Below are 25,991 nucleotides of genomic sequence, written 5' to 3' on the forward strand. Positions count from 1 at the left end.
GCGAAAATCAATCTTGCGAGCGGATTTTGCAACCGGTGGCTGGTCTCCTGCTTGAAAATGGGAATCGTCATGCTCGGTTCCGGCGCTAACGGGCAGCACCATCGGGGCGTAGTGCGCGCGCTCGAAACACGTTTATTTTTGGCTGCGCACACTCAACTATGAGGTGTTTCTAATAGATACGCAAGAACGAAAAAGGAACAAAACGAATACAAAAGAAGTTTAATAGATGATAATGTTTCTCCGCTTAGTCCATTCTCGATTTATACTTCTGTAATATAGAGATTGTTCTATAATTTTGCTATATCCATTTTGATGCAAACCCAAGTAGCAATTCGGACCGCTTCTGATATACAAAGGCCGGAAGCTGCGTGTTTCCGGCTCTTGCGAAATCGTTTTCGCGTCCCCGAACGCCTGCTACAGGGAGTGGTTTGGTATGAAGAACATCCCGTCAAGATTGTCGATACTCTGGCAGTTGAGGACCGGGCAGGACCGGTCGTCTCTGGTCGGTATGTTCTTCCACTCCGCATATTCGTTAGCGTCGCAGTACCGACTATTGCGGACGTAGCGATCGTAAAGCGGAAGGCCGCGCGGCGAGGTCCAGCGGAAAGATCGACGGCGCCTTGATTGTGGATTGCGGCGCGCGCACTTTGGCAGGTCATGGACATCGGATTGTAGCGCGAGTATCGCCAGCGATGGCGTGGCCGCAAGGAAAATTGCTGCGGCGAGAGCGAGTTTTTCATGGGTTGTTCCTCCTTGGGAACCCGGATGCCTATATATACGCCCGAAGGAACTGTCAGTTTCAACTCTCTGCAAATAATGTCGACTGGAGGAAAGCTGATGAATCACGACCGTTATCCGGACGATTACATTGCCGGAATTTTGAGCTCCGTGAAGACGATCGCGCTCGACCGGGGCGTCGCCCAATCCGGCCCGGCCGAGCAACGGCGTGATGGGCTATCTCCTGTCGCGCGGCTACAATGTCATTCCCGTCAACCCCGGGCAGGCGGGCAAGCAGATCCAGGGCCAGCTCGTCTATGCCCGGCTTGCCGATATCCCGGTGCCGGTCGACATGGTCGATGTGTTCCGCGCCTCGGAATATCTCCATGGCGTCGTTGATGAGGCTCTGGCTCTTCCCTTGCGGCCGAAGGTGATTTGGTCGCAGCTCGGCGTGCGCGATGATGCTGCCGCAGCGAAGGCGGAGGAAGCTGGCATAAAAGTTGTGATGGACCGCTGCCCGGCAATCGAAATGCCCGCGCCTTGCTGCGTGAGTGCACGGATTTTTCTCCAGACGCCCGGTGGTTGAAACGCAAAGCGATTAACATTTGCGGATCGTAGTCGATGCTCCCGCCATCGATAGCGACGGGAGGACGACATGGCGACGAGCGATCCGGGTTTCAACACGCTGGCAATCCATGCCGGTGCGCAGCCGGATCCGGCGACGGGCGCGCGCATAACGCCGATCTATCAGACGACAGCCTTCGTCTTTGACGATTCCGATCACGCGGCCTCGCTGCTTTGGCCTGCAGGCCTTCGGCAATATCTATACGCGCATCATGAACCCCACGCAGGCGGTGCTGGAGGAGCGCGTGGCAGCCCTTGAAGGCGGCACGGCAGCGCTTGCCGTGGCTTCGGGTCACGCGGCGCAGGTGATCGTCTTTCATACGATCATGCGGTCCGGGCGAGAATTTCGTCGCGGCCAGGCAGCTCTACGGCGGCTCGGTCAATCAGTTCGGCAATGCCTTCGGGAATTTCGGCTGGCAGGTGCGCTGGGCCGATTCCCTCGATCCGGCAAGCTTTGAAAGGCAGATCGATGAGAAGACGCGAGCGATCTTCATCGAAAGCCTCGCCAATCCCGGCGGCACGTTCGTCGACATCGCGGCGATTGCCGAAGTGGGCCACAGGCATGGCTTGCCGCTGATCGTCGACAACACGATGGCGACGCCTTACCTCATCCGGCCGATCGAGCATGGCGCCGACATCGTCGTGCATTCACTGACGAAGTTCCTTGGCGGCCATGGCAATTCCATGGGCGGCATCATCGTCGATGGCGGCACCTTCGACTGGTCAAAGTCCGGCAACTATCCGATGCTGTCCGACCCCGCGCCCGGAATATAACGGCATGGTGCTGCATTCGACCTTCGGTAATTTCGCCTTCGCGATCGCCGCCCGCGTGCTCGGCCTGCGCGACCTCGGCCCGGCCATCTCGCCCTTTAACGCCTTCCTGATCCTCACCGGCATCGAGACGCTGCCGCTCAGGATGCAGCGCCACAGCGACAATGCGCATAGCGGTCGCCAGAGTGGCTGAAGAGCGCACGAGCAAGGTCGCCTGGGTGAATTATTCGGGCCTCGAAGACGATCCGAACCACACCCTGCAGCAGCGCTATTCGCCGAAGGGTGCAGGCTCGGTCTTCACCTTCGGCGTCAAGGGCGGCTACGAGGCGGGCAAGGCCCTGGTAGAGGGCCTGGAGCTCTTCTCCCACCTCGCCAATATCGGCGACACGCGCTCTCTGGTCATCCACCCGGCCTCGACCACCCACCGCCAGCTGACCGACGAACAGCAAGACCGCCGCCGGCGCCGGTCCGGATGTCGTCCGCCTCTCGATCGGCATCGAGGACGTCGAGGACATCATCGCCGACCTTGAACAGTCGCTTTCGAAGATCTGATGTTGTTCATCACAAACGTCTGATTTTTCTGCGCATACCTCTGATAGCCTTCGGTCTTAGATTGTGGTCGTAACCTGAGGAAAACAAACAGAAATCCCCTGCATGTGAGTTATTGGGGGGGGATTTCGTAGCTCTATCTGGACGGTTGACGGCGGATGATCCAGCTACGTCTCAGTTGCCTAGCGACAGAGTTTTCCGAGCCGCTCGCTGACCGATCGCGCCTGAATTTTCGAACTGTGCAGTAAATGCTACCAATGTCCGCTTCGGCCCAAAGCGGCCTTCGTTCAGGTATAGGCGAGAAGTCGCCCCGCAAGTATCACACCGATCCACGCTGCCATTGACACGATTGCTGCTGCGCGAGCAGCGATCGGTGTCACCGCGGCGTCCGCCCACTCGTCGACTCGACGGTAGACACCGTAGTGGAATATCGGGACGTTCAAGCCAGCGAGGATCAGCAGACCGAACTTCCACGGCGCAGCAACAGTATTGGCGACCACGGTCGCCTGCGCGCTGAGAAGGGCGATGCCGGTCGCGAAGGCGATGGCGAGGCCCACATGCGAAACGGGCAGCAGATGGCGCGCGGCAGTGGTGACGGACACAATGCGGTTTGCGACACCCAAGAGGCGGAGGTCGAAGGCGAAGGCGGGGCCGACAAGAAGGGCGATGCCAAGAATGTGGATGGCTTCGAGTACGGGATAGAGGTACTGGGCGTTTCGCACCATGTCGCCCAGCGCCGAGCCCTGCAACAGCATCAGCAATGAGTTGAGCAATCAAGTACTCCGTGCAAACATGGAAGATGCATGGCTCGGAGAAGCGTGTTCCCAGGCCAATCTTCGAGACTGTTTCCGAAAGGTCGACATCGCCGACCTTTCGGAATTCCCAAGCGAATTTTTCCAAGTAGGAGGATTCCTGGGCTGCGGCAGGCTATTCCGGCAGCGGTGCCCGTACCGGAAGTTCGTTGCCGAGTACCTGGTTCACAGGCACGGCATCGTCGCCGTACCAGAACACAACGGGACGAAACAGACCGTCATCCGTTCGGTTGATGTAGCCGACTGCCTGGAAACGCTCGCCGACCTTCAAAGCACGGCCAAGACCCCACCTGCCGGACCATGCTGGTGGCGCGATGATTACCTCAAGCTCCTTGTGGGTCCCCTTGTACGAGAGAGCGGCATTGACCCGGACACTATCCTCGGGACCGCTCAACTGCTCGGGTATGGCCAGCTCGGGCGTGTCGGCCGGGAGATTGCTGTCCAGGGTCACATCGAACTGCGAGTGCGGGTTGCCCCAGACGCCGTCCGATGAAACCGTTCCCGCGATGTAGACCAATCGATCGGTATCGAAGCCAGGCCACCCGTGATGGGCCGATGCAGGAGACAAAGGCATCAGCACGGCTCCCAGGATGACCGCGACCGACAGGCCGACATTGGTTAGCCGCTGGAGTGCCCGAAGACCCTTCGACTTGAACTGAACTATACTCGTCATTTTTTTACCCTTCACGGCTTGGACCGCTGAGTTGGAGAGGCGGCCGTCCGTCCGAACGTCGGCCGACCCGGTGGCATTACGCCGTGAGGTGCTGGTTGAAGAACTGGGCAAGCTTGTCGAAGGGAATTACATCCGTCTTGTCGTAGAGGTCCGTGTGGCTCGCGCCGGGGATGACCATCAGTTCCTTCGGTTCGGCCGCCGCTTCGAAGGCCGTCTTGGCGAAATAGAGAGAGTGAGCCTTTTCACCGTGGACGAATAGAATCGGGCGCGGAGAAATCTCCGCGATGTAGGACAAGATCGGCATGTTCATAAAAGAGAGTGGGGTTGTCTGCGTCCATGCGTTACCGGAGTTCACCGCTCGCTTGTGGTAGCCGCGCGGGGTGCTGTAATAGTCGTGGTAGTCGACAAGAAACTGCGCTTCGCCCCCCTTCAGCACGTTGTAAGCTGGCTGATAGGCAGGGGTGCCATTTTCCGCGTCAGCCCAGCGCTGACGGCTCATCTGCTCAAGTGCCTGTGTGCGCTGCTCCAACGTAACGGTGTCGTTGTAGCCCTTCGACATCACGCGGGTCATGTCGTACATCGTGCTGGCAACCACGGCCTTGACGCGCTTGTCAGCGGCGACGGCGTTCAGAGCCATACCGCCCCAGCCGCAGATGCCGATGACACCGATGCGCTCACGATCGACTTCGGGGCGCAGACCGATATAGTCCACCGCCGCGCTGAAATCTTCCGTGTTGATGTCCGGCGAGGCGACATTGCGCGGTTCACCACCACTTTCGCCTGTGTAGGAGGGATCGAAGGCGAGCGTAATGAAGCCGCGCTCGGCCATTGTCTGCGCGTAGAGACCGGAGGACTGCTCCTTGACCGCGCCAAAGGGGCCACCTACGGCGATCGCAGGAAGGCGACGGTCACCACGGTTCTTCGGGAGGTAGATGTTGCCAGACAGGGTAATGCCGTAGCGGTTCTTGAACGTGACCTTCTCGTGGTCGACGGCTTCGCTTCTTGGGAAGGTCTTGTCCCACTCTGCACTGTCCTGAGCAATGGCGGGTGCTCCAACGGCGGTCGCGACGCCCAATGCGGCGACGCCAACTCCGGTCAGCTTCAAAAAAGTACGGCGAACTTCATCGTGTTCGGTCATTGAGTTTCTCCTTAGGATGGTCGTTGGCTGTATGTGTTGAGTTGAAGACGGCCACGAAGGCACGACTGCGGAAGCTGGGCATCCACATCAGTGATCCAGGTCTTGGGTATGGGCAGCCGAACGAGCTTGTGCCCGGCCGGCTACAGAAAGCCGCTAAAAGCGTAACAGGGTCTTGATCGCGCGCCGCTCGTCCATGGCCTTGTAGCCTTCGGCGACGTCTTCCAACGGAACTTCGAGGTCGAACACCTTGCCGGGATTGATCTTGCGGCTCAGGATCAGATCGAAGAACTGTGGCAGGTAGCGGCGGACGGGAGCGGGACCGCCGAGCAGGTTCTTTTGGGCGAAGAACAGCATCGGCCCGTCAAGTGACACGCCATGCGGAACTCCGACGAAGCCGATCGAGCCGCCCGGTCGCGCTGCATTGATAGCCTGCATCATCGATTCCTGCGTGCCAACGCATTCCAGGACCGAGTCCGCACCGATGCCGTTCGTCAGTTCACGAATCTTGGCCGCGCCTTCATCGCCGCGCTCGGTGACGATATGCGTCGCGCCATATTCCAAGGCCAGTTCCTGACGCGGCTTGTGCCGGCTCATTGCGATGATCCTTTCGGCATCCATCTGCTTGGCCGCCAGAACGCCCATGAGACCAACCGCACCGTCGCCGACGACAACGGCCGTGCAGCCGGGCTGGACACGTGCCGCATCGGCCGCATACCATCCGGTGCCGAGCACGTCAGAGGCGGCGAGTAGGCTCGGTATCAGTTCTTCGGGCGGCAGCTCCGCGGTCGCCACCAGCGTGCCATCGGCGTTGGGGATACGCGCCACTGGCGCTTGCCCTCCGGACATGAACTGACGATTGACGCAGGACGACGGCCAACCTCCAAGGCAATTGGGGCACTTGCCGCAGGAAAGCACGAACGAGCCGACGACGAACTCACCGGGCTTGACGGTCGTAACAGCTGACCCGACCTCAACAACGACACCACAATATTCGTGACCCATATGAGCGGGTTGGTTGACGGGCTGAAGGCCGCGATATGGCCAAAGGTCCGAACCGCAAATGCAGGATGCCGAGAAGCTCGATAATCGCATCCGTCGGCTCGATGATCTTGGGTTCTTCGATTTTCGCGACGCACCTGATGTCGCCGGGGCTATAGAGAACGGTTGCACGCATGTTCCGTGTCCTCCCTTGGTTATTCGGCGCGCTCGATGCGCAGGGGAAACTCGCCGCGGGTCAGCATTGGCTCAATCCCGCCATCGACGCGCCCCAGGCGGATCAAACCGCTGGAATAGCGATAGGATGCGTAGAAGAGGATCACGTCGCCCCAGGGGGCGTAATAGCAGACGTCGCCTGGCTGCTCGTTCCCGAATGGACCGCTGCCTTCTTCCGTCAGCTTTCGCGGCAGATAGGCGATCTTCTCGTTGGTGGAATAGTCCTCGATCTTGAGGTCGAGCGGCAGCATCGACGCGAAGTCCCGTGCCGAGGGATTGTCGTAGAGTGTCGCATTGACGGTGTGCCTGTCGAAAAGGAAGCGGACTTTCATATTCGTGGGCTCCTGATTGGCGGGGTCGCGGCCCTGCTGGCCGAATGCCATCGGCGGGAACATGATGGTAGCGAGGCTGCCGACCAACACCGTGCGGCGATGCAGTTGAAGCGATGTCATACAGCGATCCTCCGTGCGTTGAGCGAGGCGGCGAGGGCGAGAGTGGACGAAGCCGCGAGAATGATCGTTGCCAAGGCGAACGGACCCCACCAGCCGATCGTATCGAACAGATATCCGCCACCCGCTGCTCCCGCCGCGATGCCGAGCTGGATGACGGCCACGCTCAGGCCGCCGCCGGCTTCGGCGTCATCAGAGATGTGCCTGCTGACCCAGGTGCCCCAGCCGACAGGGGCGGCGGTGCCGAAGAACCCCCAGGCAGCCAGCAAAACCGCCACCAGTAGATGTCGAGGTGAACGCGACCAGGCCGATCGCAAGCAGCGCCATGACGGCTGGGATGCCGATGAGGAGGCTGAACAGGCGCGTCCGCAAAGCTCTCCCAATTGCCACCGTCCCGAGCACGCCCGCGAAGCCCATCAGCAGAAGCAGCAAGCGAGATAGCCTCGATCGTGAAGCCGCCCGCGGTTTCGAGATAGGGTCGCAGATAGGTGAACAGCGCGAACTGGCCCATGAACAGGAACATTGTCGAAGCCATACCGAGCAAGACCTGGCGGCGGGCGAGAAGCCGCAGCACGTTGCCGCCTGATTTCTTACCCCGCGGTGGCATTGGCGGGAGGCTTATCCACTGCCAGAGCAAGGCGAGCAGGGCGATGGGAACGACCAGGAAGAATGCGCTGCGCCAGCCGATGTAGGCTCCGAGCAGGCTGCCCAGAGGTGCAGAGATTGTGGCCGCCAGCGCGTTGCCGCCATTGATCCAGGCGAGTGCCTTCGGGACCTCGCTTTCCGATACCAAGCGCATGACGATCGACGTCGACATCGACCAGAAGCCACCGATGGCGATGCCGAGAAGGACCCGTCCGAGCATGAGCACGGGATAATTGGGTGCGAAAGCAACGATCACGCCCGACACCACGAGCAAGGATGTGAAGCCGCTCGCGACGAGACGGCGGTCGATCCGACGGGTGAAGTGCACGACGACAAGGCTGGTCAGCACGGCGAACAGGCCGGAGATCGAGATCGCTTGTCCCGTTTGCCCCTCGGTGATCGCGAGATCGTGGGCCACCAGTGGGAGCAGGCTCACGGGCATGAATTCGGAGGCGATGAGGACAAACGCGGCCAGCGCCATCGAAAAAACTGCACCCCAGGCTCCTGTTATGCGGACGGGCTGTTGGTCGCAAGTCAATGCCATCGGTTCGAGTCATCCTCATCATTGGTTCCTGACGATTGAAACATACGCGGTGGTCATTCCAATGATTAGATGCCATAATTCGAAAGGACTTATCGATGTGCAATATGAACGGGAGCGGCGTTTTGGAGCGTCAGGACCTCAACGACATGCTGTCGTTCATCGCAGTGGCGGAGGAACGAAGTTTCACCAAGGCTGCGGCAAAGCTCGGGACGTCTCAGTCCACGTTGAGCCATACGATCAAACAGCTAGAGGGTCGGCTGGGACTTGGATTGCTGACCCGGACAACGCGAAAGGTGTCGCCGACCGATGCCGGGGAGCGTTTGCTCAACGCGTTCGTCCCACGTCTTCGGGAACTTGAAGGGGAACTCGAAGACCTGATGTCGGCTCGCGACAAACCGGCCGGCGCGGTCAGGATCACTCTTTCGGACCACGCCTTGGAGAGTGTCGTGTGGCCGAAACTGCGGCCGCTTCTTCTGGACTATCCGGATATCAAGCTTGAGCTCAACATTGACAACGGGTTCAGGGACATTGTCGAAGAGCGTTTCGATGCGGGCGTTCGATTGGGCGAGAGCCTCGACAAGGATATGATCGCCGTGCGTATCGGTCCGGATTGGCGTCTCGTTGCGGTCGCAGCACCCTCGTATTTCGCGAACCATCCGGTTCCTGAAGTTCCCCAGGACCTCGTGAGCCATGTCTGCATCAATACAAGGCAATCCCGGTCTGGCGGTCTCTGATGCATGGGAGTTCGGGAAGGACGGCCGCGAACTTCGCGTTCGCGTCGATGGGCAGATCACGCTGAACAGTTCAATGGCCCAAGCCGAGGCAGCTGCGGCGGGCTACGGTATCGCCTATGTCCCGGAAAACCTCGTGGAACGCCAGATCGCCGAAGGACAGCTAGTCCAGGTTCTCGACGACTGGTGCCCGATGTTCACGGGCTACTACCTCTACTATCCCAGCCGACGTCAGAACTCAGCGGCCTTCTCGCTGATAATGAACGCGCTGCGGTTCCGGGCGGAGTGAATTGATAGTGCGACATGGCTGCTATCGGCGCATTGCCAACAATCACCACTGGCTGCGCTTGGGCCCAAAGCTGTAAGCGCCGCTTCCGGTTGGTGCTACACTCTGGCCGAAACGAGAACCGGGCGATGGAGTAATCTTACTCAAGAAGCCAGCCAACAGAGCAAGCCAGACGGCACTGGAGCCCGACGGATGGCGCAAATCAGCGAAAAAATCGAGATTCTAAATTATACTTTCAAAACCGCATTTCCCATCTTGAACTCAGGCGAAGCGGACCTCGCAACCGTTGCAACGTTAACCGGCTGAATTTATTTGGTCGGTGCCTCGGTGCTCAACAGCGTGCGGACTAGCGCGGCCTGGCTTCGCACGCCGGTCTTGTCGAAGATGCGCTGTAACTGGGTACGCAGGGTGTTGACGCTGACCTGGAGCACATCGGAGGCCGCTGCGAGTTCCAGACCGTCGACGATCAGACGCGCAAGTCGGGTCTGTGCCGGCGAGAGGCTGAAGACCTCCCGCGCACAAGCGATCCGGCGTTCGATCGTCTCACCGTCGTCGAAGGAGATCAGCACCCTGCCATCCTCGACCATGACCCAGCAGTAGAGCGACACTCCCGCAGCATCCTCGCCGAGCGTAACGGCCCAGGCCTGTTTCGGCACGACGTTCAATGGGCGCTGGCTCTGCAACTCGCAGAAAGCCGAGCGCACTGCGTCGCGCAACCCGACGTCGCGTTCGCGCCGCCGGGCGCGCAGCCTTCCGGCGGCGGTTGCCAGGCCCGGATGACCGAGCATGCGTTCCCGCGCAAGCCGGTTCGTCCAAAGAATCCGCGCGTCTTCGTCGACTTCTATCAGCGGGCAGCTCGCCTCCTCGACCGTGCACTCCATCACCACTGCACAACCGATCTTCCAGACGCCGTCAATCCGGTGAAGAATCCGAAGCTGGCGCTTGCGATCCTCGCCAGTATCGCTGCCGATCTGGTCGAAAGTCACCCAAGCCATGTCCCGGTCGATGACGACGTTGACCTTTTCCCAACGGACGCGGCCCGCAAAGGTATGTTTCTCCGGAAATCTCTCTACGATTTTCTTGATCCGTGCGGCGATCGCATCCCAGCCTTCGTCCACCCGCACGCCGAGCGAAACCCAACCTTCCATGCGTCGGGTCTGGGGCGATTGCACCCAATGGTCCGCCCATGCTTCGAAGTCCCGCTGCAACCAGGCATCGGTCTCGGCGCGGATCACTCCCAGGATCGCCGCCGGGTCAGCCTCGCTGTCTTCCATCTCGCGGCCTCCTATGGCAACGGATCGCAATATAGCATGGCTGGCTCACCAGGGCATGGTAGCGCCTCCTGTCCGGATAAGCCGACCAGAAGCAGGATCATGCCGGCGGTTACGGCGATCGGCGCGAGCAGCCGGACGCTCGGACGTAACAGGATGGACTTATCGCCGTAGTATTGGTCCTCGGCAGCGGCGCTCATCCGTGGGGGATGGCGACGGCAGCGCATATGCGCGGCGACGAGAATGTGAAAGTCCATTTGCTGCCTCCCGGTTCGGGCTACATCTGGCGCATCCTCGCACGTATTCGGGCCGTGCTCTGTCATGCAAGCGGATGACATCGGGCTCGGCTCCTGGCTAGTAGCTGGCATGCCGAGACGGCATGTGGACGATCTGGCGAATAGATCGCCTGGGAAGATTGCTGCGGTGAGATGTTTCATAAGCATTGAGATCGATGATTCTGGTAGTTACGTCCACAGATGAACGACCGAACGCTGAATCGCGCGACCACAGTCAGCGCAGAGTTGCCGTTAAAGATACCCCGAAGCGTGGTGGCATCTACCGAATTCCGCGAATATCCCCTGCTCCGATATAGGGGCACTGGCGGCCGAGAGCTTCGCCCCTCCGACCTACAACGAGCCGCCAGCAGCGACGTCAAAATTCGGAGGCATGCCACGAACGAGGCGGCTCTCACAGAGATTAACCACCCTCCGGCGATATGCTATATGGATTGCAACCGACGAGGAGCTGGCCATGTCAATTTTCCGGAATGCAGTTGTCTCTTTGCCAGGGTGCCCCGACGCCGGCACTGAGTTCCTTCGCGATCATCGAATTTATGGTCTTTCCGAACCGATGCCAGCTCTAGGCGCTCTTCTTCGTTCGCGTAGTTCTCGATGTACTCTCCATTGCGTTCGAAGACACCACGAATAATAGCGACGTCTCCCCCAAGATAAGCGCACGCAACAAACGCAAGCCGCCCGCAACTTTATTGATCGCGATTTGATACATTTCAGACCTCATTCTCAATCAGTTTCAATTGAGAAAGCAGTCGGCGCAAACTCATATGTGTAGACGTAAAGGCGGTCTTGGCTATCCAGATAAAAGCCTGCAGTCGGGCAGCGACAATTACCAATCCATCCTCTCACCGCTGCTATCTGGTCGCCAGCTCGATGCAAGGCCAACATGCGATAAACAGTTGGAAAACAACGGCTTAATTTCTGGTTGTTGAGTTGGCCAAGGGTATTTGACGTAGGGCACGTACTTGAGCAAAGGTATGTGAGGAAACAACCAAACGTACGTGACGCTTCCTCAGAAAAATATCTGTGATTTCAATGGGGAGTTGTCAAAGGTACGTGACGAATTACATCTGATGTTGTTCATCGCAAATGTCTGATTTTTCCGCACATACGTCTGACACATTTCAACCGTCGACGGTAGGTGTAAGCCGAGGAAAACAAATAGAAATCCCCTGCCATTGAACTTCTGGCAGGGGATTCGCGACTACTCCATCGAGTTTTTCAACGAAATCCGCCGACTGTGGAAGCTTTGCCTTGGCCGGATTGCGCCACTAAAGCGGCCATTGCGACTGCGGCAGAATTGCCTATCCTGCGACAGTCGCAAAACACAGGCGCAAAATTGCGAAAAAACTCGGGATTATCGCGACAGGAATTGAGATTGCAGAATGACCACCTTGAGCCGTCCAGATTTGAGCGATATTCACCTTGGAGATTGGGTTGATCGTCGGTTGCCCACCTCTTGGCGTCCCTATGCGAGACTTGCCCGGATTGATCGGCCGGTAGGCATTTGGCTTACGCTTTTCCCCTGTTTGGCCGCGCTTATGCAGGCCGCTCACGGGCTCCCTGAAATCTGGCTTCTGGTGGTGTTCTGTCTCGGCGCGTTCCTGATGCGAAGCGCCGGATCGACGGTCAATGACATTGCGGATCGCAAGTTTGACGGGCATGTGGAGCGGACCCGCTTTCGCCCGCTGGCGAGCGGTCAGCTCCGCCTCTACAACGCAATAGCATTCCTTGTCGCAGAACTCGCCCTAGCTGCGTTGCTGCTGTTTTTCCTGACCCCCTTCACGCGCCTCGTAGCGATATGCGTGCTGCCGCTCGTGTTCATCTATCCCCTTTGCAAACGCTTCACGCATTGGCCGCAATCCGCCTTGGGCGCGGCGTTCAATTGGGGAATGCTGATGGCATGGGCGGAGGTTTCGGGAACGATCCCGGCCGGGGCCGTCGCGATGTGGATCGGCGCTATAGCGTGGCAGATCGGCTATGACACGGTTTACGCATATGTCGATGTCGCAGACGATACCCGCCTGGGCCTGAAGTCGACGGCGATCCTGTTCGGCCGGAACGGCAAGACCTGCATTGGCCTGTTTTACGCTTTGACGATTGTTGCGTGGTCGCTAGGTGGCTGGCTGTTGGACATGTCTCTGCCTTACGCGATTGGGATGCTGGTAATCGCCGCGCACCTTGCTTGGCAGACTTGGCGGATAGACCTTTCCCGCCCACAGGTAAATTACCGCCTATTCCTGTCGAATATCGTGACTGGGGCGCTTCTCGCAGGCGCGACCTTCGCAGGGACTTGGTAAGTCGCAGAAGTTCTAACATGTGCGACAAAATCGAGACTGCTGAACTTTCAGAGAAGTTTCCGTCGCAGAACTCCCTCGCAAAAGTCGGCGTTATGCGGTCGACTTTTGCGACAGCCTGATGACCGGCTCGGGCCGACAGCGGAAGGTCGGCCACTTCCGGATTGCGCAAGCAGCGGTCATTGAGGCAAACTCAGACGTGCATGGTATTTGAACGCCACGACGCGCAGAAAATGATCAGAATCGAACAAATGGTGAGGATCGAGCGCGCGCGGCGGCATTCTCCCGGTTAACGTCCCTGTCGTCACAACAGGGATTTTTTGGAATGACCTCAGGACTTGCAACGAAACGCCGGACGTTTTTGACCGGCGCGGCGGCAGTTGCCGCAACATCGATGTTCGCTTCGGCCATCTCTATGCGACAGGCTGTCGCTTAACAATCGGGCCGTGCTCCAATCATGCGGCCGATCCCGAAAACGGGGGAGATGATCCCGGCGGTCGGCCTCGGCACATTCGAGACCTTCGACCTCCGCCCGGGCGAACCGCGCGACCATGTGGGCGAGGTAATCCGGCTGTTCCATGAACATGGCGGAAGGGTCATCGATACATCGCCACTTTATGGAATGTCTGAAGTGTGTGTCGGCGATTTCATCATCGATCTCGACATCGCCGACGACATCTTCATCACCAATAAGACCTGGACCACCGGCGACTATCTTTCCGACAACAGCCATTCGGAACGGCAGCTCAGGCAGTCGCGGGAAAGGCTGTGGCGGGATCGGATCGATGTGCTGCAGGTTCACAGTCTCGAAAATCACGACCAAGTCCGTCACTGGCTGGCGCAGAAAAAGGCCGAGGGGTCTGTACGCTATATCGGGATCACGCAGTGGAGCCCAGAATACTATGACACCATGGAGCGTCTGGTGAATACGGGCACGCTGGATTTCGTCCAGGTCGCCTATACGATCCTGACGCGTGCCGCCGAACAACGGTTGCTCGATGCCTGCGCCGCCAACGGTGTAGCCGTCCAGGTCAACATCCCGTTCGAAAAGGCGCGGCTCTTTACGCCTGTGGCGGGACAACCAGTTCCAGACTTTGCCCAGGAGATGGGTATCGAGACCTGGGCGCAGTATTTCCTGAAATGGATCATCTCCCATCCGGCCGTCACAAATGTTATCCCCGCGACCAGCCAGCCACAGCACGTCGTCGACAACATGGGCGCGCTCTACGGCGAGCTGCCCGACCGGGCGATGCGTGAACGCATGGTGGATTATTATACCGGGCTGACAGGCGTCGCGGACGCGCTTAAACAGCCTCCTTATCCTGGAAAAAAATATGGTGGCGTCGTCACATGGCCATTCCCGCAAGCACAACGTACCTGACGCTCATGCTCCTTGCGCTCCCGGCCGTCGCAATGGCCGGGAGCGACCGTGTCACGATTGAAGGTTTCGCTATCGACAGGAGCGAAGTCACTATCGCCGATTTCGCCGCCTTCGCTCACGCGACTAAGCTGAGGACGGCTGCTGAACGTGATGGCGGCGGTCACGAATGGGGAAGCGGATGGGAACGTCGTCCAGGCTGGACGTTCCGCAGCCCGTTTGGAAAACCACCGCAAGAAGCGGCCGAACCCGCCGTTCATGTAAGCTGGTATGAGGCACGTGACTATTGCGCCTCGGTCGGCGGCCGACTGCCGACTCGCGCCGAGTGGCAGCGTGCCGCCTATCGTGAATATGGTAGTGGATCGGCGGCGGGCTTCGTAGTCGGGAGAACGTATTCCTATCCGACGGGAGATACTCCTGAAGGGGCGAATACGAACGGTAGCGATCCTTGGCTTCAGCATGCCTCGTCGGGAACCACTCGCCAGGGCGTGAACGGCCTTTACGACATGGGTGGCAACGTGTGGGAATGGCTCGCCGACCGCTACGGTGACAACGCGATCACGGCTGGCGGCTCGTGGTGGTACGGCCCAGACAAGATGCGGGAAGAAGCCATGCAGTGGAAGTCTGCCGACTTCTATGTCGCCTACATCGGCTTCCGGTGCGCCTACGACCTGAAATCGGAGCTTCACCTGCCGCGAGCCACGAAAACCTTTCAAGCACTCAACCCTCACGCACTTTTGAACAGCGAGGGTTGAAAACCTACGATTTCCTAAATGCATACGCACGCAACCAGTCGTATCGTTCAGCATCTCACCTGCAAGATGTGCCTTGCAGGCGTACGGCTGGAGCTTTGCGTCGATGCAACAGAAGACCAGGATCGAAGGCTGGCAATTGACCCACCCGCCTCAGGACCATCTGCGAATAGAGTGGCCCGGCGGTCGTTTCGAAACCGCGCGGCGGGGGCAGACAGGAGAAGTCGAAGGTAAGATAGCACCAGACTTCCATCTGGTCATGGTGACGCTGAATGGCGGCGCAGCGCATCATGCATTTCGAACCGACGACGGATTTCGCTATGAGGGCCGCGACGTGAAGGGCATGGTTTCCTTTCTGCCTGCAGGCTGCAATCGCGAGCTTGTGCTCCGCGACGTCGCATGGGAATGGGGTGCGATTGCCATCGATCCGGTTGTGGGAAGCCCAAAGCTCCGTAACGCCAAGTCGTTCCTCGTTGATCGCGACGACTTCATTTATGGCATGACGGCGCATATGAGCGGCCTCTATCATCGTGAAGGCAATCTGGATGTGACTTACTGCTCGACGATGGCTCTTGCTCTTTCCGAGTACCTCTCGAACAGAGTTGCAGGACGCGGTCCGCGCGGGACGTCGGCAAAGAACGCTCTAACGAGACGACAGCTTCGTGACACCTACGAGAGAATTGATGCAAGGCTGGCGGAACCGATTTCGATCTCTGACCTGTCACTCCCACTTGGCATCTCGGAGGGGCACTTCTTCCGGACTTTTCGCGGAGCAACAGGCCAAACGCCTTTGGAAGTGATATCCCGCCGCCGCATGGACCGTGCAGCTCGTCTTTTGAGGGAAACGGACCTGCCCATCATCGAGGTCGCCGCGCTCTGCGGGATCGAGAAGTCCGAGTCATTTTGCGCGGTTGTTCCGCGCGCACAAAGGCCATTCGCCCTCACGCTGGCGAAACACATAAATTTAAAATCCCGTTGGTACAGGGGAAAACCGGTAATAGCGTGTGTGACCGGACCTATCTTCGCAGCTAAAACTGCCAATGCAACCATTGTCTGGCGGTCGTTACGTCGCGCTGGAATTGATCAGATTCGTGAGGTGCTGTCACAGCTAATAACACGAAATTTCCGGCATCATGGTACGCCACAGAGTGAGGCTGCCAGCAGTAGTGTCGTCGGAGAGGCTACAGACTGTACGGCTTTATTCTGCTGGCACCGCGGCGCTCGGACGGAGCGTATCAATGATCTCGGCAACAGCCGCCACTTTTGCGATCTTTCCGTTCATGTAATCCAGTGAGACCCGAGCATGCTCTTCATTGTAGGAGTTGATGCATTCCTGGGCGAGCACCACGCGAAGGTCCCGCTGGTAGGCGTCGATTGCGGCCATGCGGATGCAAGCATGTGTGTTGATGCCGCAGAACCAGTTCATCCACTCCAAGTTCCTCAAGAAGGTCTTCGAGATCCCGTCTTAAAGAAGGCGCTATACCGTTTCTTGATAATGGTCACATCGCTTGGATTCCAATCGAGGTCAGCATGTAGCTGAGCGCCGCGTGTTCCCTCAATTGCGATTTTGATGTCGTTGTCGCGCATTTCCAAAAATGCGTCGCTCAGATCAGGCCGGAACTCCTGTCGCACCCAGATGACCGGGAGCCCCGACCTTCTGAATGCGTTCGCCAGCTTATTGGTATTTGAAACCAGCTGGACTGCTTTGTCCGTATCCCAGCGGTCGAGGTAGTCGTTGATTAGGTCAATTATGACGAGAGCGCGTTTGATCATGGCAGGTTTATGCCCAATGTTAACATAGCTTTTGTGACAAAGCGCATCATTAACTGGCAGCTTCCGGATGGCGCTGGCTCGCTTACTTGCACTCGCGATAGCGGCTTGGGGCGTGGAGAGTTCGTTCGAAATGGCCTTCGGTTCGAAGCTGATGCTGACCTACACGCTCGACATGTGGGACTTTACGGAATCGACGCCGGGGTTCTTCTTGAACTACGCATCGATTGTCGGACTCTACGCCTCGATCACACACTACGGTCTTGTGGGCGCACAGAGCAGACGCCTCGCTCGTGAACGCTCCCGGGCGGCCACCATACGCAAGACAGCGTGACGTCGGGCGAGACAGTGCCTTGCTAGCCACCTGGAACGTATGGTGCGATTTGCTCAGACGCCGAAACGAGGATGGGGAGATCAACTCCAGCTGCACATTTCGAAACCATCCTCGACAAGGCGCAGCTCAAGGTTTCGAAAACCGTCGAGCGTGTCGTCAACGAGCTTCACTCGCTTTACGCTAGCAAAGCGACCAGGCCCCATGGAAAGTTCTCGGCCCAAGTCGCCGACTATCCAGCCCAAACCTTCATGTCCGAGTTCGAGAGGGGGAATTTAACGTGATAAAGACGCGGTCGACCTCACGTCGCAACATGGGGCGAAGGGATGTGGCGAGGTGCTATACGCGGTACGTGCGAATGTTCGTCAGACCTATCCGGCGGTGGTTGTCGAACCGTGCAATGAAATCAATACTGCCCTAGACAGATGCATCTGGCTAATTACATCTGAGGTCCCATGGCGAACCACATCACCTTCGGCATAGACGGAACTGAACCCGAGTTCGGCGCACCGGATGCGGACCGCATCGTTTCCGGCAATCCGCAGTTCCGCACCTGGAACCTGGAGGCGGCCGAAGGTGGCCTCTATTCGGGCATCTGGGAGGCGACGCCCGGCAAATGGCGGATTTCCTATGACGAGTGGGAATATTTCAATGTGCTCTGCGGGCACTCGATCGTCACCGAGGACGGCGGCGAGCCGGTGCATCTGAAGGCGGGCGACCGGATGATTCTAAAGCCCGGTTTCAAGGGAACCTGGGAAGTCGTTGAAACGAACTCGCAAGGATTATGTGATCCGGGTTTAGGGCGCAGTGCCTCTGTCCTTTTCAGGGCCGGCGACGAATTTCTTTGCAAAGTCCGGCGAAGCGATGCGGTTCATCGCATTGCGCAGCGCTACCAATTCCTCGTCGCCGAAGGCGTTGTCGAAACGCGAATGCGCCTCGCGCCAAAGCAGATGCGCCTCTTGCCACTTTTCAACGCCGATCTCCGTCAATCTTGCCCGCTTCACGCGGCGGTCCGTCTCGTCAGGCACGAGTTCCACAAGTCCGTCGCGGATGAGGGGCTTGAGTGTGTGTCCGAGTGCGGAAAGATCCATCACCAATCCATCGGCCAGGGATTTCAGGGAAGGCTTGCCGTTGAAGTGAATCTGGCTGAGCAGGCCGTATTGCGTCGCCTTGAGCCCGCTTGGTGCCAGCACATCGTCATAGAGCTGGCCGAGTTGCCGAGTGGCGCGGCGCAATGCGCTGTTGCTGCAATGGGCCCAGCTTTCAAAGCCTTCTGTCTTCTCGTCCATAATCGCTCTCCTGAGGCGATGTCTGCGGATTGTTGACGATCAGTCAATCGCCACTTGGGAGTTTTTCCATCGATTGCTCTTGCGGGAAATCAGGTTCCGATCAATATGGTGGCATATACCACTAAAAACCTCGGAAAGGATTACCGATGTCTCGCTCGTCTCTTGGAACTGCACTCGTGACCGGCGCCTCCTCGGGGATCGGCGCGACCTATGCCGATCGCCTGGCAAAACGCGGCTATGATCTCCTGCTTGTCGCCCGCGATGCCAGTCGCCTGCATGCGCTTGCTGAAAAGCTGACGGCAGAGCGGGGCATCAAGGCAGAGGTGCTGCCGGCCGATCTCACGGAGCGTGAAGATGTCCGCAAGGTCGAACAACGGCTGCGTCAGGATGAAGACATCACGCTTCTCGTCAACAATGCCGGAATCGGTCCGAAAGGCACGCTGCTGGATGATGATATCGACTATCTCGAAACGATGATCGAATTGAATGTCGTAGCCGTGAACCGGCTCGGCATCGCCGCGGCGCAGACATTCGCCAAATGCGGCAAGGGCGCCATCATCAACATCGCGTCGGTCGTAGCGCTGGTCGCCGAGCGTTTCAACGGCACCTACAGCGCCACCAAGGCCTTCGTGCTCAATCTGACGCAGGCGATCAACGCCGAAGCGGGGCCAAAGGGCGTGAAGGTTCAGGCCGTGCTTCCCGGATTGACCCGGACCGAAATTTTCGACCGTGTCGGCAGCTCCTTCGATCGCTTCCCGCCGACGATGATCATGGACGTGACGGACATGGTGGATGCGGCACTGGCAGGCTTCGATCAGGGCGAACTCATCACCATTCCCTCTCTTCCGGACAATGCCGACTGGAACGCGTTCACCGCTGCCCGTTCGGCGCTTGGCCCCAACCTCTCGCACGACCACCCGGCCGCCCGCTATGGTGTCCCGAGGGCCTGAGGCGGCGCGCCTGATTTGGGACTGCGGCGAACCAACGCAGTCCCAAGTGCCTTTTTTGAAGCAAGCGTTCCGTTTCGATCGCGGCGCTAATTCCGAAGTATTACTACAGCTGACCGCGAGCAAATCACGTCCGCTCATTATATTATATTTAGCTAATTTAACTTGAGGTCGCTTTCCACTATTGAAACCGCCATCGGGCCCGATCTTCGCGCCGGCAATTTCGTCTTACGCCTCTTTTCACGCAATCAATCAACTCTTCTTGGGGACGGTGACATGCAGGTGTGGAGGAAAACATCCAGAGGGCACCGCCATATCGCTGAATTGCTTGCCGGTCTTTCGATGGCTGCGACAATATTCAATGTCGCCGTGGCCGGCGAGCTTGTGGATATGCAGCTGGTGATCGCGGCTGACGTATCGACATCAATGGATGCGGAGGAAAAGGCGCTGCAGCAGCGGGGCTTCGTCGAAGCGTTCCGGCGCCCGGAAATCATCGAAGCGATCGCAGCAGGCCGGCACGGCCGGATCGCCGTCACTTATGTCGAATGGGGCGGCGACGGACAGCGAAGGCTAGTCATTCCATGGACCATCATCACGAATGAGATGGATTCCTGGATGTTTTCGCTGAAGCTTGAGGTGAGTTTGCCGGCAAAGATACGCCGAGGCACGTCCATCAGCGGCCTGCTTTCCTATGCCGATTATCTGATCCGCTCCAGCGGCTATGAGGCGACGCGCTCGCTCATCAATATCTCCGGCGACGGCGTCAACAACAAGGGGCGCGATGTTATGCCCGTCCGCGCCGGCGTCCTTGCCCGCGGCATCACCATCAATGCCTTACCTGTTGTGTATGGCGGATTGCTGGGCGATGAAGGAGAGGTCATATCGCCCGAAAACTTGCTTGCCTACTTCCGGAGCGAGGTGATCGGCGGACCAGACGCCTTTGCTGAGCCGGTCGCAGCTCCCGAAGAATATTCGCCGGCAATCTATCGCAAGCTTTTGCGCGAAATCTCCAACATGAGCGAAATCGCAGCGATCGGCGATAAGGCCCGGCCTCGCTGAGCTTTGGCGGACAATCCTCACCAGACCGAGATTCAGCGCATCCAGCCCGTGGAAGTGGTAGACGTCCTTCACAGACGGCGTCTTCGTCAACTTGAGGCCCGGCAGCCGTTCGAAGAGGATCGGCAGGACGACGTTGAGTTCGAGCCTGGCGAGCGGCGCGCCGATGCAGAAGTGGATGCCGGCCCCGAAGGAGAGGTTCGGCGCTTCGTTGCGGTCGGGCCTGAAGCTCAGCGGATCGGTGAATTTCGCGGGATCGAGATTGGCGGCGGCAAGGATCAGGCTCACCTTGTCGCCCCGCTTGAAGGAGATGCCATCGATCTCGACGGGCTCCAAGGCCCAGCGCTGGAAGATATGCACTGGCGCGCAGATACGCAGCGTTTCCTCGACCGTGCGCTCCGTCGTCGCTTCGTCTTTGAACAGTTCGGCGGGATCACATCCGCTTTCCAGGATGACGCGGACCGAGTTACCGATCTGGTGCACGGTCGCCTCGTGGCCGGCATTGAGGAGCACGATCGTCGTCGAGACCAGCTCGGCATCGGTCAGGTACTGGCCCTTGTGCTCCGTGCGGATCATGTGCGTCAGCAGATCGTCGCGCGGGTTGGCGCGGCGCTCGGCAATCACCGTCTTCACGTAATCGGAAAATTCGCTTGCGGCTCGCTCGGCGCCGTCCTCGTCTTCGCGCGTGCGGCCGAAAAGGTACATGCGGATATAGGCATGTGACCAGGCAAGCAGCTGCGGTCCCATTTCTTCCCGAATGCCGATCATGCGGGCGATCATCGTCACCGGGATGATATCGGCGAAGGCGGAAAGCAGTTCGACCTCGCCCTTGTCCTTGAAACCGTCGATGAGCTTGTTCGCGAGCTCCGCGAGCTCCGGCTTCATCTTCTCGACATGGCGTGAGACAAAGGCGCGGTTGACGAGGGTGCGCAGGCGCGTGTGCTCCGGCGGCTCGAGTTCGAGCAGCGAGTAGCGCTCGGCCAGATCGAAATTTGCCAGATGCTGCTCCGGCTCGGCAAGGCCCAGCTCTTCGCGCGTCGCGATATGCAGGATCTGGCGGCCGAAGCGCCGGTCGCGCAGCAATCCGTTCACATGGTCATAGCCGGTGAAGAACCACTGCTTCTGCTGTTCCCAGTAAAAGGTCGGACAATGGCAGTGCAGCGCCTCATAGACGTCGTTCGGATTGCCGTAGAAAGCCGGATCACTGCTGTCGAGGGAAACGCGGCGGGTGGCGGGATCGATCGAGAAAAAGGGCGCTATCATCATGTTCGCAGGCTTAGCGGATTTGACAGGCCCCGAAAAGATGGATCGGACGGTCAGCCGGCGCGCGACAGCGAGCCCATCCGCCGGAGCGCGTCGACCTGATCGTCAACCGTCGGGACCAGCTCGCCGGCATTCTTGTCCATTTCCGCAGGTGCGGGGGCGGCGGCTTCTTCCGCCCCGAAAATGACGCTGCAGTTCCGGCCAGCGGCCTTTGCCGCATAGAGTGCGCGGTCGGCTGCGGAAATCAGCTTGTCCATATTGGTTTCGGCCGCAGAGCTGAGCGCAATGCCGATGCTGACGGTGGCCGGTACGATCGCCTCGCCGGTTGCGACCGGCACGCGGCAGAATTCGGCGCGGATCAATTCGGCAAGCGCCTCTGCCTCCATCTGGTCGGCAACGATCGCGAAGGCCGCGAATTCCTCGCCTCCCATGCGGCCGAAGACGGTGTCCGGCACGAACTGGCGCGCCGTCCTCGCAAAAGCCGAAAGAACGGCGTCCCCCGCCTGATGGCCGAAACGGTCGTTGACGCGTTTGAAATGATCGAGATCGAAAAGCAGGACTGCGATCTGGCGCTTGTCGTCGAAGGCCTTCTCATGCATTGCATCGAACCGGGCGAAGAGGCCGCGGCGGTTCCAGACGCCGGTCAATGAATCGGTGAGGCTCAAGGCGCGCAAGTGCTTTTCGGAACGTTCCATGATCATGCGGCAGGTGAATGCGAAGGCGATCGTCAGCAGAAAGGCGCTCGCCATGGCAGCTGCGCCGCTGTAGTTGGTCGCTTCCGCGTCGCTCGGCAAGGTCACGGCCATCGTCAGAGCCACGGCAAAGCAAAGCCATGCCTGGACGATGAAGACGGCGGCAAGTTTGCCGCGCGTCGGTTCGCGGCGCATGCCGGCGCTGCAGACGGCCATGGCAAGGCCGGTGGCGCCGGTCGCCGAAGCAAGATTGTAAAGGATGACGCGGTTGCCGTAGTCGTCGTTGACCCAGGGCAGGTAAACGCCGGCAAGCCATATCGCCGGCGGTAGCAACGCCCACCATTCGATCTTCCGGCGATCGAGCGCCATGAAGCCTGCAACCCAGGCGCTCTGGCCGAGGAGTGCGGTCGCGTTGCCGGCCTCGATCGACAGGATATCGGGGATTTGGCTGCGCAACGCGATCATGGCAAAACCGGTGCCGCTCAACAGGAAGCCGAGACTCCAATAAAGATAGGCCCTGTTGCGGACGTTATGGCGCCAGGCCATGAACAGCAGCAACGCGAGCGTCATGGCTTCCGCGCACCAGATGGCTAATCCTGTAGTAATATTAAACACGGCAACACCCCTTGGAATATGGGCAGTTTCGCCGCCGAAATTCTCCAGTCGATTAATGCCGGAACGCCTTGTGCCCTATATTCGCCATTAGGCTTTCCACAAGGTAAACCGCCTCAGAACTGTCCCGAGTGTATTTAGGGTTCGTTCATCCTGTCGCGGAGAAAAGCTGTGAGCGCCCGTGGTGGCCTCTCCCGGTCAAGCGGCAGCTGGGAGATAGCCCTGTCATGAGGTTCATCCTGCGCCGGGCTCCGCTTCTTAACGTTATCCTTATGCGTGTCTTGAAGAAGAGGGCGGTGACACTCTATGTAGGGATGAAGCATTTTCTTTGATTCCCGGCGGCAGCCGGCAGACGTTGGCAAAGGACGCACATGAGAAACCCAGTCGATACCGCTATGGCCCTCGTGCCGATGGTCGTGGAACAGACCAATCGCGGTGAACGCTCCTACGACATCTATTCCCGCCTGCTGAAGGAACGCATCATCTTCCTGACGGGCGCCGTCGAGGATCACATGGCGACGCTCGTTTGCGCCCAGCTTCTCTTCCTCGAGGCCGAAAACCCGAAGAAGGAAATCGCGCTCTATATCAATTCGCCGGGCGGCGTCGTGAGTGCCGGCATGGCGATCTACGACACGATGCAGTTCATCAAGCCCGCCGTTTCGACGCTCTGCATCGGCCAGGCGGCCTCGATGGGCTCGCTGCTGCTGGCCGCCGGCCACAAGGATATGCGCTTTGCCACTCCGAATTCCCGCATCATGGTTCACCAGCCCTCCGGCGGCTTCCAGGGGCAGGCATCCGACATCGAGCGCCACGCCAAGGATATCTTGAAGATGAAGCGCCGGCTGAACGAGGTCTACGTGAAGCATACCGGCCGTAGCTACGAAGAAGTTGAAAAGACCCTCGACCGCGACCACTTCATGGATGCCGACGAGGCTCAGAGCTGGGGCGTGATCGACAAGGTCCTGACGTCGCGCATCGAAATGGAAGGCGATCAGGCCTAGTAATTAATAGGGATGGTGTTTTTGCCGCCACAGTTCTATCCCATTTGTGATTGAACAAGGGGTTTAATGCGGTAGCGAAGACGCTAATAGTAACTATTAATGCTATGTTGAATCTGTATGACATAGCATTCGGCATTCGAAGGGGAGTTCGTTGCCGCCGGAACCCGGGCATGTTTTGGTTGGGTACCGGTTTTTACCCCTTAAAGCCTTGGCCGGCTGATGCTCCGGTGGGAGCAGGCCGGCGGGCCATTGAGTGGACCGCGATTTCACCTTGAAATGCGGCGTGCTGGAAGGAAAGTGATATGAGCAAGGTCAGCGGCAGCAACGGCGGCAACTCCAAGAATACCCTGTATTGTTCGTTCTGCGGAAAGAGCCAGCACGAAGTCCGGAAGCTAATCGCCGGGCCGACCGTCTTCATCTGCGATGAATGCGTCGAACTGTGCATGGATATCATCCGCGAGGAGAACAAGTCCTCGATGGTCAAGTCCCGCGACGGCGTTCCCACGCCCCAGGACATCATCAAGGTTCTCGACGAATACGTCATCGGCCAGCGGCAGGCGAAAAAGATACTGTCGGTTGCCGTCCACAACCATTACAAGCGCCTAGCGCATGCCACCAAGAACAGTGAAGTCGAACTGGCGAAGTCGAACATCATGTTGGTCGGCCCGACCGGCTGCGGCAAGACCTATCTCGCCCAGACGCTCGCCCGCATCATCGACGTTCCCTTCACGATGGCCGATGCAACGACGCTGACCGAAGCCGGCTATGTCGGTGAAGACGTCGAAAACATCATCCTGAAGCTTCTGCAGTCTGCCGACTACAATGTCGAGCGCGCCCAGCGTGGCATCGTCTATATCGACGAGGTCGACAAGATCTCCCGCAAGTCCGACAATCCCTCGATCACTCGCGACGTGTCGGGCGAGGGCGTGCAGCAGGCGCTTCTGAAGATCATGGAAGGCACAGTCGCTTCCGTTCCTCCGCAGGGCGGCCGCAAGCATCCACAGCAGGAATTCCTGCAGGTCGACACGACGAACATCCTGTTCATCTGCGGCGGCGCCTTTGCTGGTCTGGACAAGATCATTTCGGCACGCGGCGAGAAGACCTCGATCGGCTTCGGTGCCACCGTCAAGGCGCCGGATGACCGCCGCGTCGGCGAAGTGCTGCGCGAGCTCGAGCCGGAAGATCTGGTGAAGTTTGGCCTCATTCCGGAATTCATCGGTCGTCTGCCGGTCCTGGCAACCCTCGAAGACCTCGATGAGGATGCGCTGATCCAGATTCTGTCGGAACCGAAGAACGCGCTCATCAAGCAGTATCAGCGCCTGTTCGAGATGGAAGACGTGGAACTCACTTTCCACGAGGATGCGCTCCGCGAAATCGCCCGCAAGGCGATCGTACGCAAGACTGGTGCCCGCGGCCTTCGCTCGATCATGGAAAAGATCCTGCTCGATACGATGTTCGAACTGCCGGCGCTGGAAGGCGTTCGCGAAGTCGTTATCTCCGAGGAAGTTGCCCGCGGTTCTGCCCGTCCGCTCTACATCTATGCGGACCGTCAGGAGGAAAAGGCAAACGCCTCGGCCTGATGCCGATCCTCGTATGGTTAGATTTAGGGGCTTGCCGAAGGCGGGCCCCTTTCTATTTGAAAAACCGTGTATGGTCCTGTTAATAATGGCTGGCAAGACTGGGAAAACGCTATTGCTGACGTTGCGGAATGTTCCGTCCTTGGGGATGATGGAATGATTCCATAGCGGGTTCTCCGGCCTTGTGTTTTAGCCGGTTCGAAAGCGGTAAGCGTCGATCCAGTTAGGCGCTTCATTGTACTAGCGTTCCGTTGTAATAAAGCTGTCACAACCGTGGAACGCGGGCGTTAGCGTGGCTTGAAATGCATAGT

19 protein-coding genes and 8 pseudogenes are annotated in these 25,991 nt (G+C 58.8%); 13 read left to right on the forward strand and 14 right to left on the reverse strand.

Annotated elements, in window-relative coordinates:
- Window positions 1-414: 414 nt before the first annotated feature.
- A pseudogene (locus tag ACW4PC_RS02555) lies at window positions 415-777 on the reverse strand (hypothetical protein).
- 60 nt (window positions 778-837) lie between these two features.
- Between ACW4PC_RS02555 and ACW4PC_RS02560 the strand changes: the two are divergent.
- A pseudogene (locus ACW4PC_RS02560) lies at window positions 838-1,303 on the forward strand (CoA-binding protein).
- 69 nt (window positions 1,304-1,372) lie between these two features.
- A pseudogene (locus ACW4PC_RS02565) lies at window positions 1,373-2,664 on the forward strand (O-acetylhomoserine aminocarboxypropyltransferase).
- Window positions 2,665-2,948: 284 nt separating this feature from the next.
- On the opposite strand, the gene ACW4PC_RS02570 reads toward ACW4PC_RS02565, so the two are convergent.
- The 6 genes and pseudogenes from ACW4PC_RS02570 to ACW4PC_RS02595 form a co-directional block, all read right to left on the reverse strand.
- On the reverse strand, window positions 2,949-3,434 hold the full coding sequence (locus ACW4PC_RS02570) for a hypothetical protein (protein WP_455872724.1): 486 nt from the start codon (window positions 3,432-3,434) through the stop codon (window positions 2,949-2,951).
- A 154-nt stretch (window positions 3,435-3,588) separates the two neighbouring features.
- Complete coding sequence (locus ACW4PC_RS02575; RefSeq protein WP_455872725.1) at window positions 3,589-4,146, reverse strand: hypothetical protein; 558 nt, start codon at window positions 4,144-4,146, stop codon at window positions 3,589-3,591.
- Window positions 4,147-4,222: 76 nt separating this feature from the next.
- Window positions 4,223-5,284: an alpha/beta hydrolase gene (locus tag ACW4PC_RS02580; protein ID WP_455872726.1), complete on the reverse strand. Its 1,062-nt coding sequence runs from the start codon at window positions 5,282-5,284 to the stop codon at window positions 4,223-4,225.
- Between the two features lie 153 nt (window positions 5,285-5,437).
- Window positions 5,438-6,458 (reverse strand): annotated as a pseudogene (locus ACW4PC_RS02585) (zinc-dependent alcohol dehydrogenase family protein).
- 19 nt (window positions 6,459-6,477) lie between these two features.
- Entirely contained in the window at window positions 6,478-6,948 is a 471-nt protein-coding gene (locus ACW4PC_RS02590) for a cyclophilin-like fold protein (RefSeq protein WP_455872727.1), read from the reverse strand.
- Window positions 6,945-8,134, reverse strand: a pseudogene (locus ACW4PC_RS02595) (MFS transporter). Before ACW4PC_RS02595 ends, ACW4PC_RS02590 begins: the two are co-directional and overlap by 4 nt.
- Before the next feature lie 122 nt (window positions 8,135-8,256).
- On the opposite strand from ACW4PC_RS02595, the pseudogene ACW4PC_RS02600 reads away from it, so the two are divergent.
- A pseudogene (locus ACW4PC_RS02600) lies at window positions 8,257-9,154 on the forward strand (LysR family transcriptional regulator).
- A 305-nt stretch (window positions 9,155-9,459) separates the two neighbouring features.
- Here the strand turns inward: ACW4PC_RS02600 and ACW4PC_RS02605 are convergent.
- Together ACW4PC_RS02605 and ACW4PC_RS02610 are read right to left on the reverse strand one after the other, a co-directional pair.
- Window positions 9,460-10,425 carry a LuxR family transcriptional regulator gene (locus ACW4PC_RS02605; RefSeq protein ID WP_455872728.1) on the reverse strand — a complete coding sequence of 322 codons (966 nt, stop codon included), beginning with the start codon at window positions 10,423-10,425 and terminating at the stop codon, window positions 9,460-9,462.
- 11 nt (window positions 10,426-10,436) lie between these two features.
- Window positions 10,437-10,679 carry a hypothetical protein gene (locus ACW4PC_RS02610; protein ID WP_455872729.1) on the reverse strand — a complete coding sequence of 81 codons (243 nt, stop codon included), beginning with the start codon at window positions 10,677-10,679 and terminating at the stop codon, window positions 10,437-10,439.
- A gap of 1,421 nt (window positions 10,680-12,100) precedes the next feature.
- Here ACW4PC_RS02610 and ubiA point away from each other — a divergent pair.
- The 4 genes from ubiA (at window position 12,101) to ACW4PC_RS02630 (ending at window position 16,436) form a co-directional block, all read left to right on the forward strand.
- Window positions 12,101-13,015 carry a 4-hydroxybenzoate octaprenyltransferase gene (gene ubiA / locus ACW4PC_RS02615; RefSeq protein ID WP_455872730.1) on the forward strand — a complete coding sequence of 305 codons (915 nt, stop codon included), beginning with the start codon at window positions 12,101-12,103 and terminating at the stop codon, window positions 13,013-13,015.
- 481 nt (window positions 13,016-13,496) lie between these two features.
- The gene (locus ACW4PC_RS02620) at window positions 13,497-14,393 is read left to right on the forward strand and encodes an aldo/keto reductase (protein ID WP_455872731.1); all 897 of its coding nucleotides are present in this window, start codon (window positions 13,497-13,499) and stop codon (window positions 14,391-14,393) included.
- Window positions 14,363-15,145 (forward strand): formylglycine-generating enzyme family protein, encoded by a 783-nt coding sequence (locus ACW4PC_RS02625; protein ID WP_455872732.1) that lies wholly within the window; start codon window positions 14,363-14,365, stop codon window positions 15,143-15,145. The genes ACW4PC_RS02620 and ACW4PC_RS02625 overlap by 31 nt, the downstream gene beginning before the upstream one ends.
- Before the next feature lie 103 nt (window positions 15,146-15,248).
- The gene (locus tag ACW4PC_RS02630; RefSeq protein ID WP_455872733.1) at window positions 15,249-16,436 is read left to right on the forward strand and encodes a helix-turn-helix transcriptional regulator; all 1,188 of its coding nucleotides are present in this window, start codon (window positions 15,249-15,251) and stop codon (window positions 16,434-16,436) included.
- Here the strand turns inward: ACW4PC_RS02630 and ACW4PC_RS02635 are convergent.
- On the reverse strand, window positions 16,341-16,568 hold the full coding sequence (locus ACW4PC_RS02635) for an isochorismatase family protein (protein WP_455872734.1): 228 nt from the start codon (window positions 16,566-16,568) through the stop codon (window positions 16,341-16,343). The two genes, ACW4PC_RS02630 and ACW4PC_RS02635, sit on opposite strands and share 96 nt — an antisense overlap.
- Window positions 16,569-16,582: 14 nt before the next feature.
- Entirely contained in the window at window positions 16,583-16,915 is a 333-nt protein-coding gene (locus ACW4PC_RS02640; protein WP_455872735.1) for a cysteine hydrolase family protein, read from the reverse strand.
- 130 nt (window positions 16,916-17,045) lie between these two features.
- On the opposite strand from ACW4PC_RS02640, the gene ACW4PC_RS02645 reads away from it, so the two are divergent.
- A complete protein-coding gene (locus ACW4PC_RS02645; protein ID WP_455872736.1) occupies window positions 17,046-17,246 on the forward strand; it encodes a hypothetical protein in 201 nt (66 codons plus the stop codon).
- 452 nt (window positions 17,247-17,698) lie between these two features.
- A pseudogene (locus ACW4PC_RS02650) lies at window positions 17,699-18,044 on the forward strand (cupin domain-containing protein).
- On the opposite strand, the gene ACW4PC_RS02655 reads toward ACW4PC_RS02650, so the two are convergent.
- A complete protein-coding gene (locus tag ACW4PC_RS02655; RefSeq protein ID WP_455872737.1) occupies window positions 18,041-18,532 on the reverse strand; it encodes a MarR family winged helix-turn-helix transcriptional regulator in 492 nt (163 codons plus the stop codon). The pseudogene ACW4PC_RS02650 and the gene ACW4PC_RS02655 overlap by 4 nt on opposite strands.
- A 146-nt stretch (window positions 18,533-18,678) precedes the next feature.
- On the opposite strand from ACW4PC_RS02655, the gene ACW4PC_RS02660 reads away from it, so the two are divergent.
- Together ACW4PC_RS02660 and ACW4PC_RS02665 are read left to right on the forward strand one after the other, a co-directional pair.
- Window positions 18,679-19,482: an SDR family NAD(P)-dependent oxidoreductase gene (locus ACW4PC_RS02660; RefSeq protein ID WP_455872738.1), complete on the forward strand. Its 804-nt coding sequence runs from the start codon at window positions 18,679-18,681 to the stop codon at window positions 19,480-19,482.
- Between the two features lie 339 nt (window positions 19,483-19,821).
- Window positions 19,822-20,538, forward strand: a complete 717-nt coding sequence (locus tag ACW4PC_RS02665; protein WP_455872739.1) for a DUF1194 domain-containing protein — start codon at window positions 19,822-19,824, stop codon at window positions 20,536-20,538.
- A 27-nt stretch (window positions 20,539-20,565) separates the two neighbouring features.
- On the opposite strand, the pseudogene ACW4PC_RS02670 reads toward ACW4PC_RS02665, so the two are convergent.
- Together ACW4PC_RS02670 and ACW4PC_RS02675 are read right to left on the reverse strand one after the other, a co-directional pair.
- Window positions 20,566-21,801 (reverse strand): annotated as a pseudogene (locus ACW4PC_RS02670) (cytochrome P450); the annotation flags it as partial.
- A 50-nt stretch (window positions 21,802-21,851) separates the two neighbouring features.
- On the reverse strand, window positions 21,852-23,105 hold the full coding sequence (locus tag ACW4PC_RS02675; RefSeq protein WP_455872740.1) for a GGDEF domain-containing protein: 1,254 nt from the start codon (window positions 23,103-23,105) through the stop codon (window positions 21,852-21,854).
- Between the two features lie 368 nt (window positions 23,106-23,473).
- Here ACW4PC_RS02675 and clpP point away from each other — a divergent pair, with 368 nt between their 5' ends.
- Complete coding sequence (gene clpP / locus ACW4PC_RS02680; RefSeq protein WP_039844551.1) at window positions 23,474-24,103, forward strand: ATP-dependent Clp endopeptidase proteolytic subunit ClpP; 630 nt, start codon at window positions 23,474-23,476, stop codon at window positions 24,101-24,103.
- A 302-nt stretch (window positions 24,104-24,405) separates the two neighbouring features.
- A complete protein-coding gene (gene clpX / locus ACW4PC_RS02685) occupies window positions 24,406-25,683 on the forward strand; it encodes an ATP-dependent Clp protease ATP-binding subunit ClpX (protein ID WP_455872741.1) in 1,278 nt (425 codons plus the stop codon).
- Window positions 25,684-25,991: the final 308 nt, after the last annotated feature.

The sequence above is a fragment of the Rhizobium yanglingense genome (assembly GCF_977109285.1).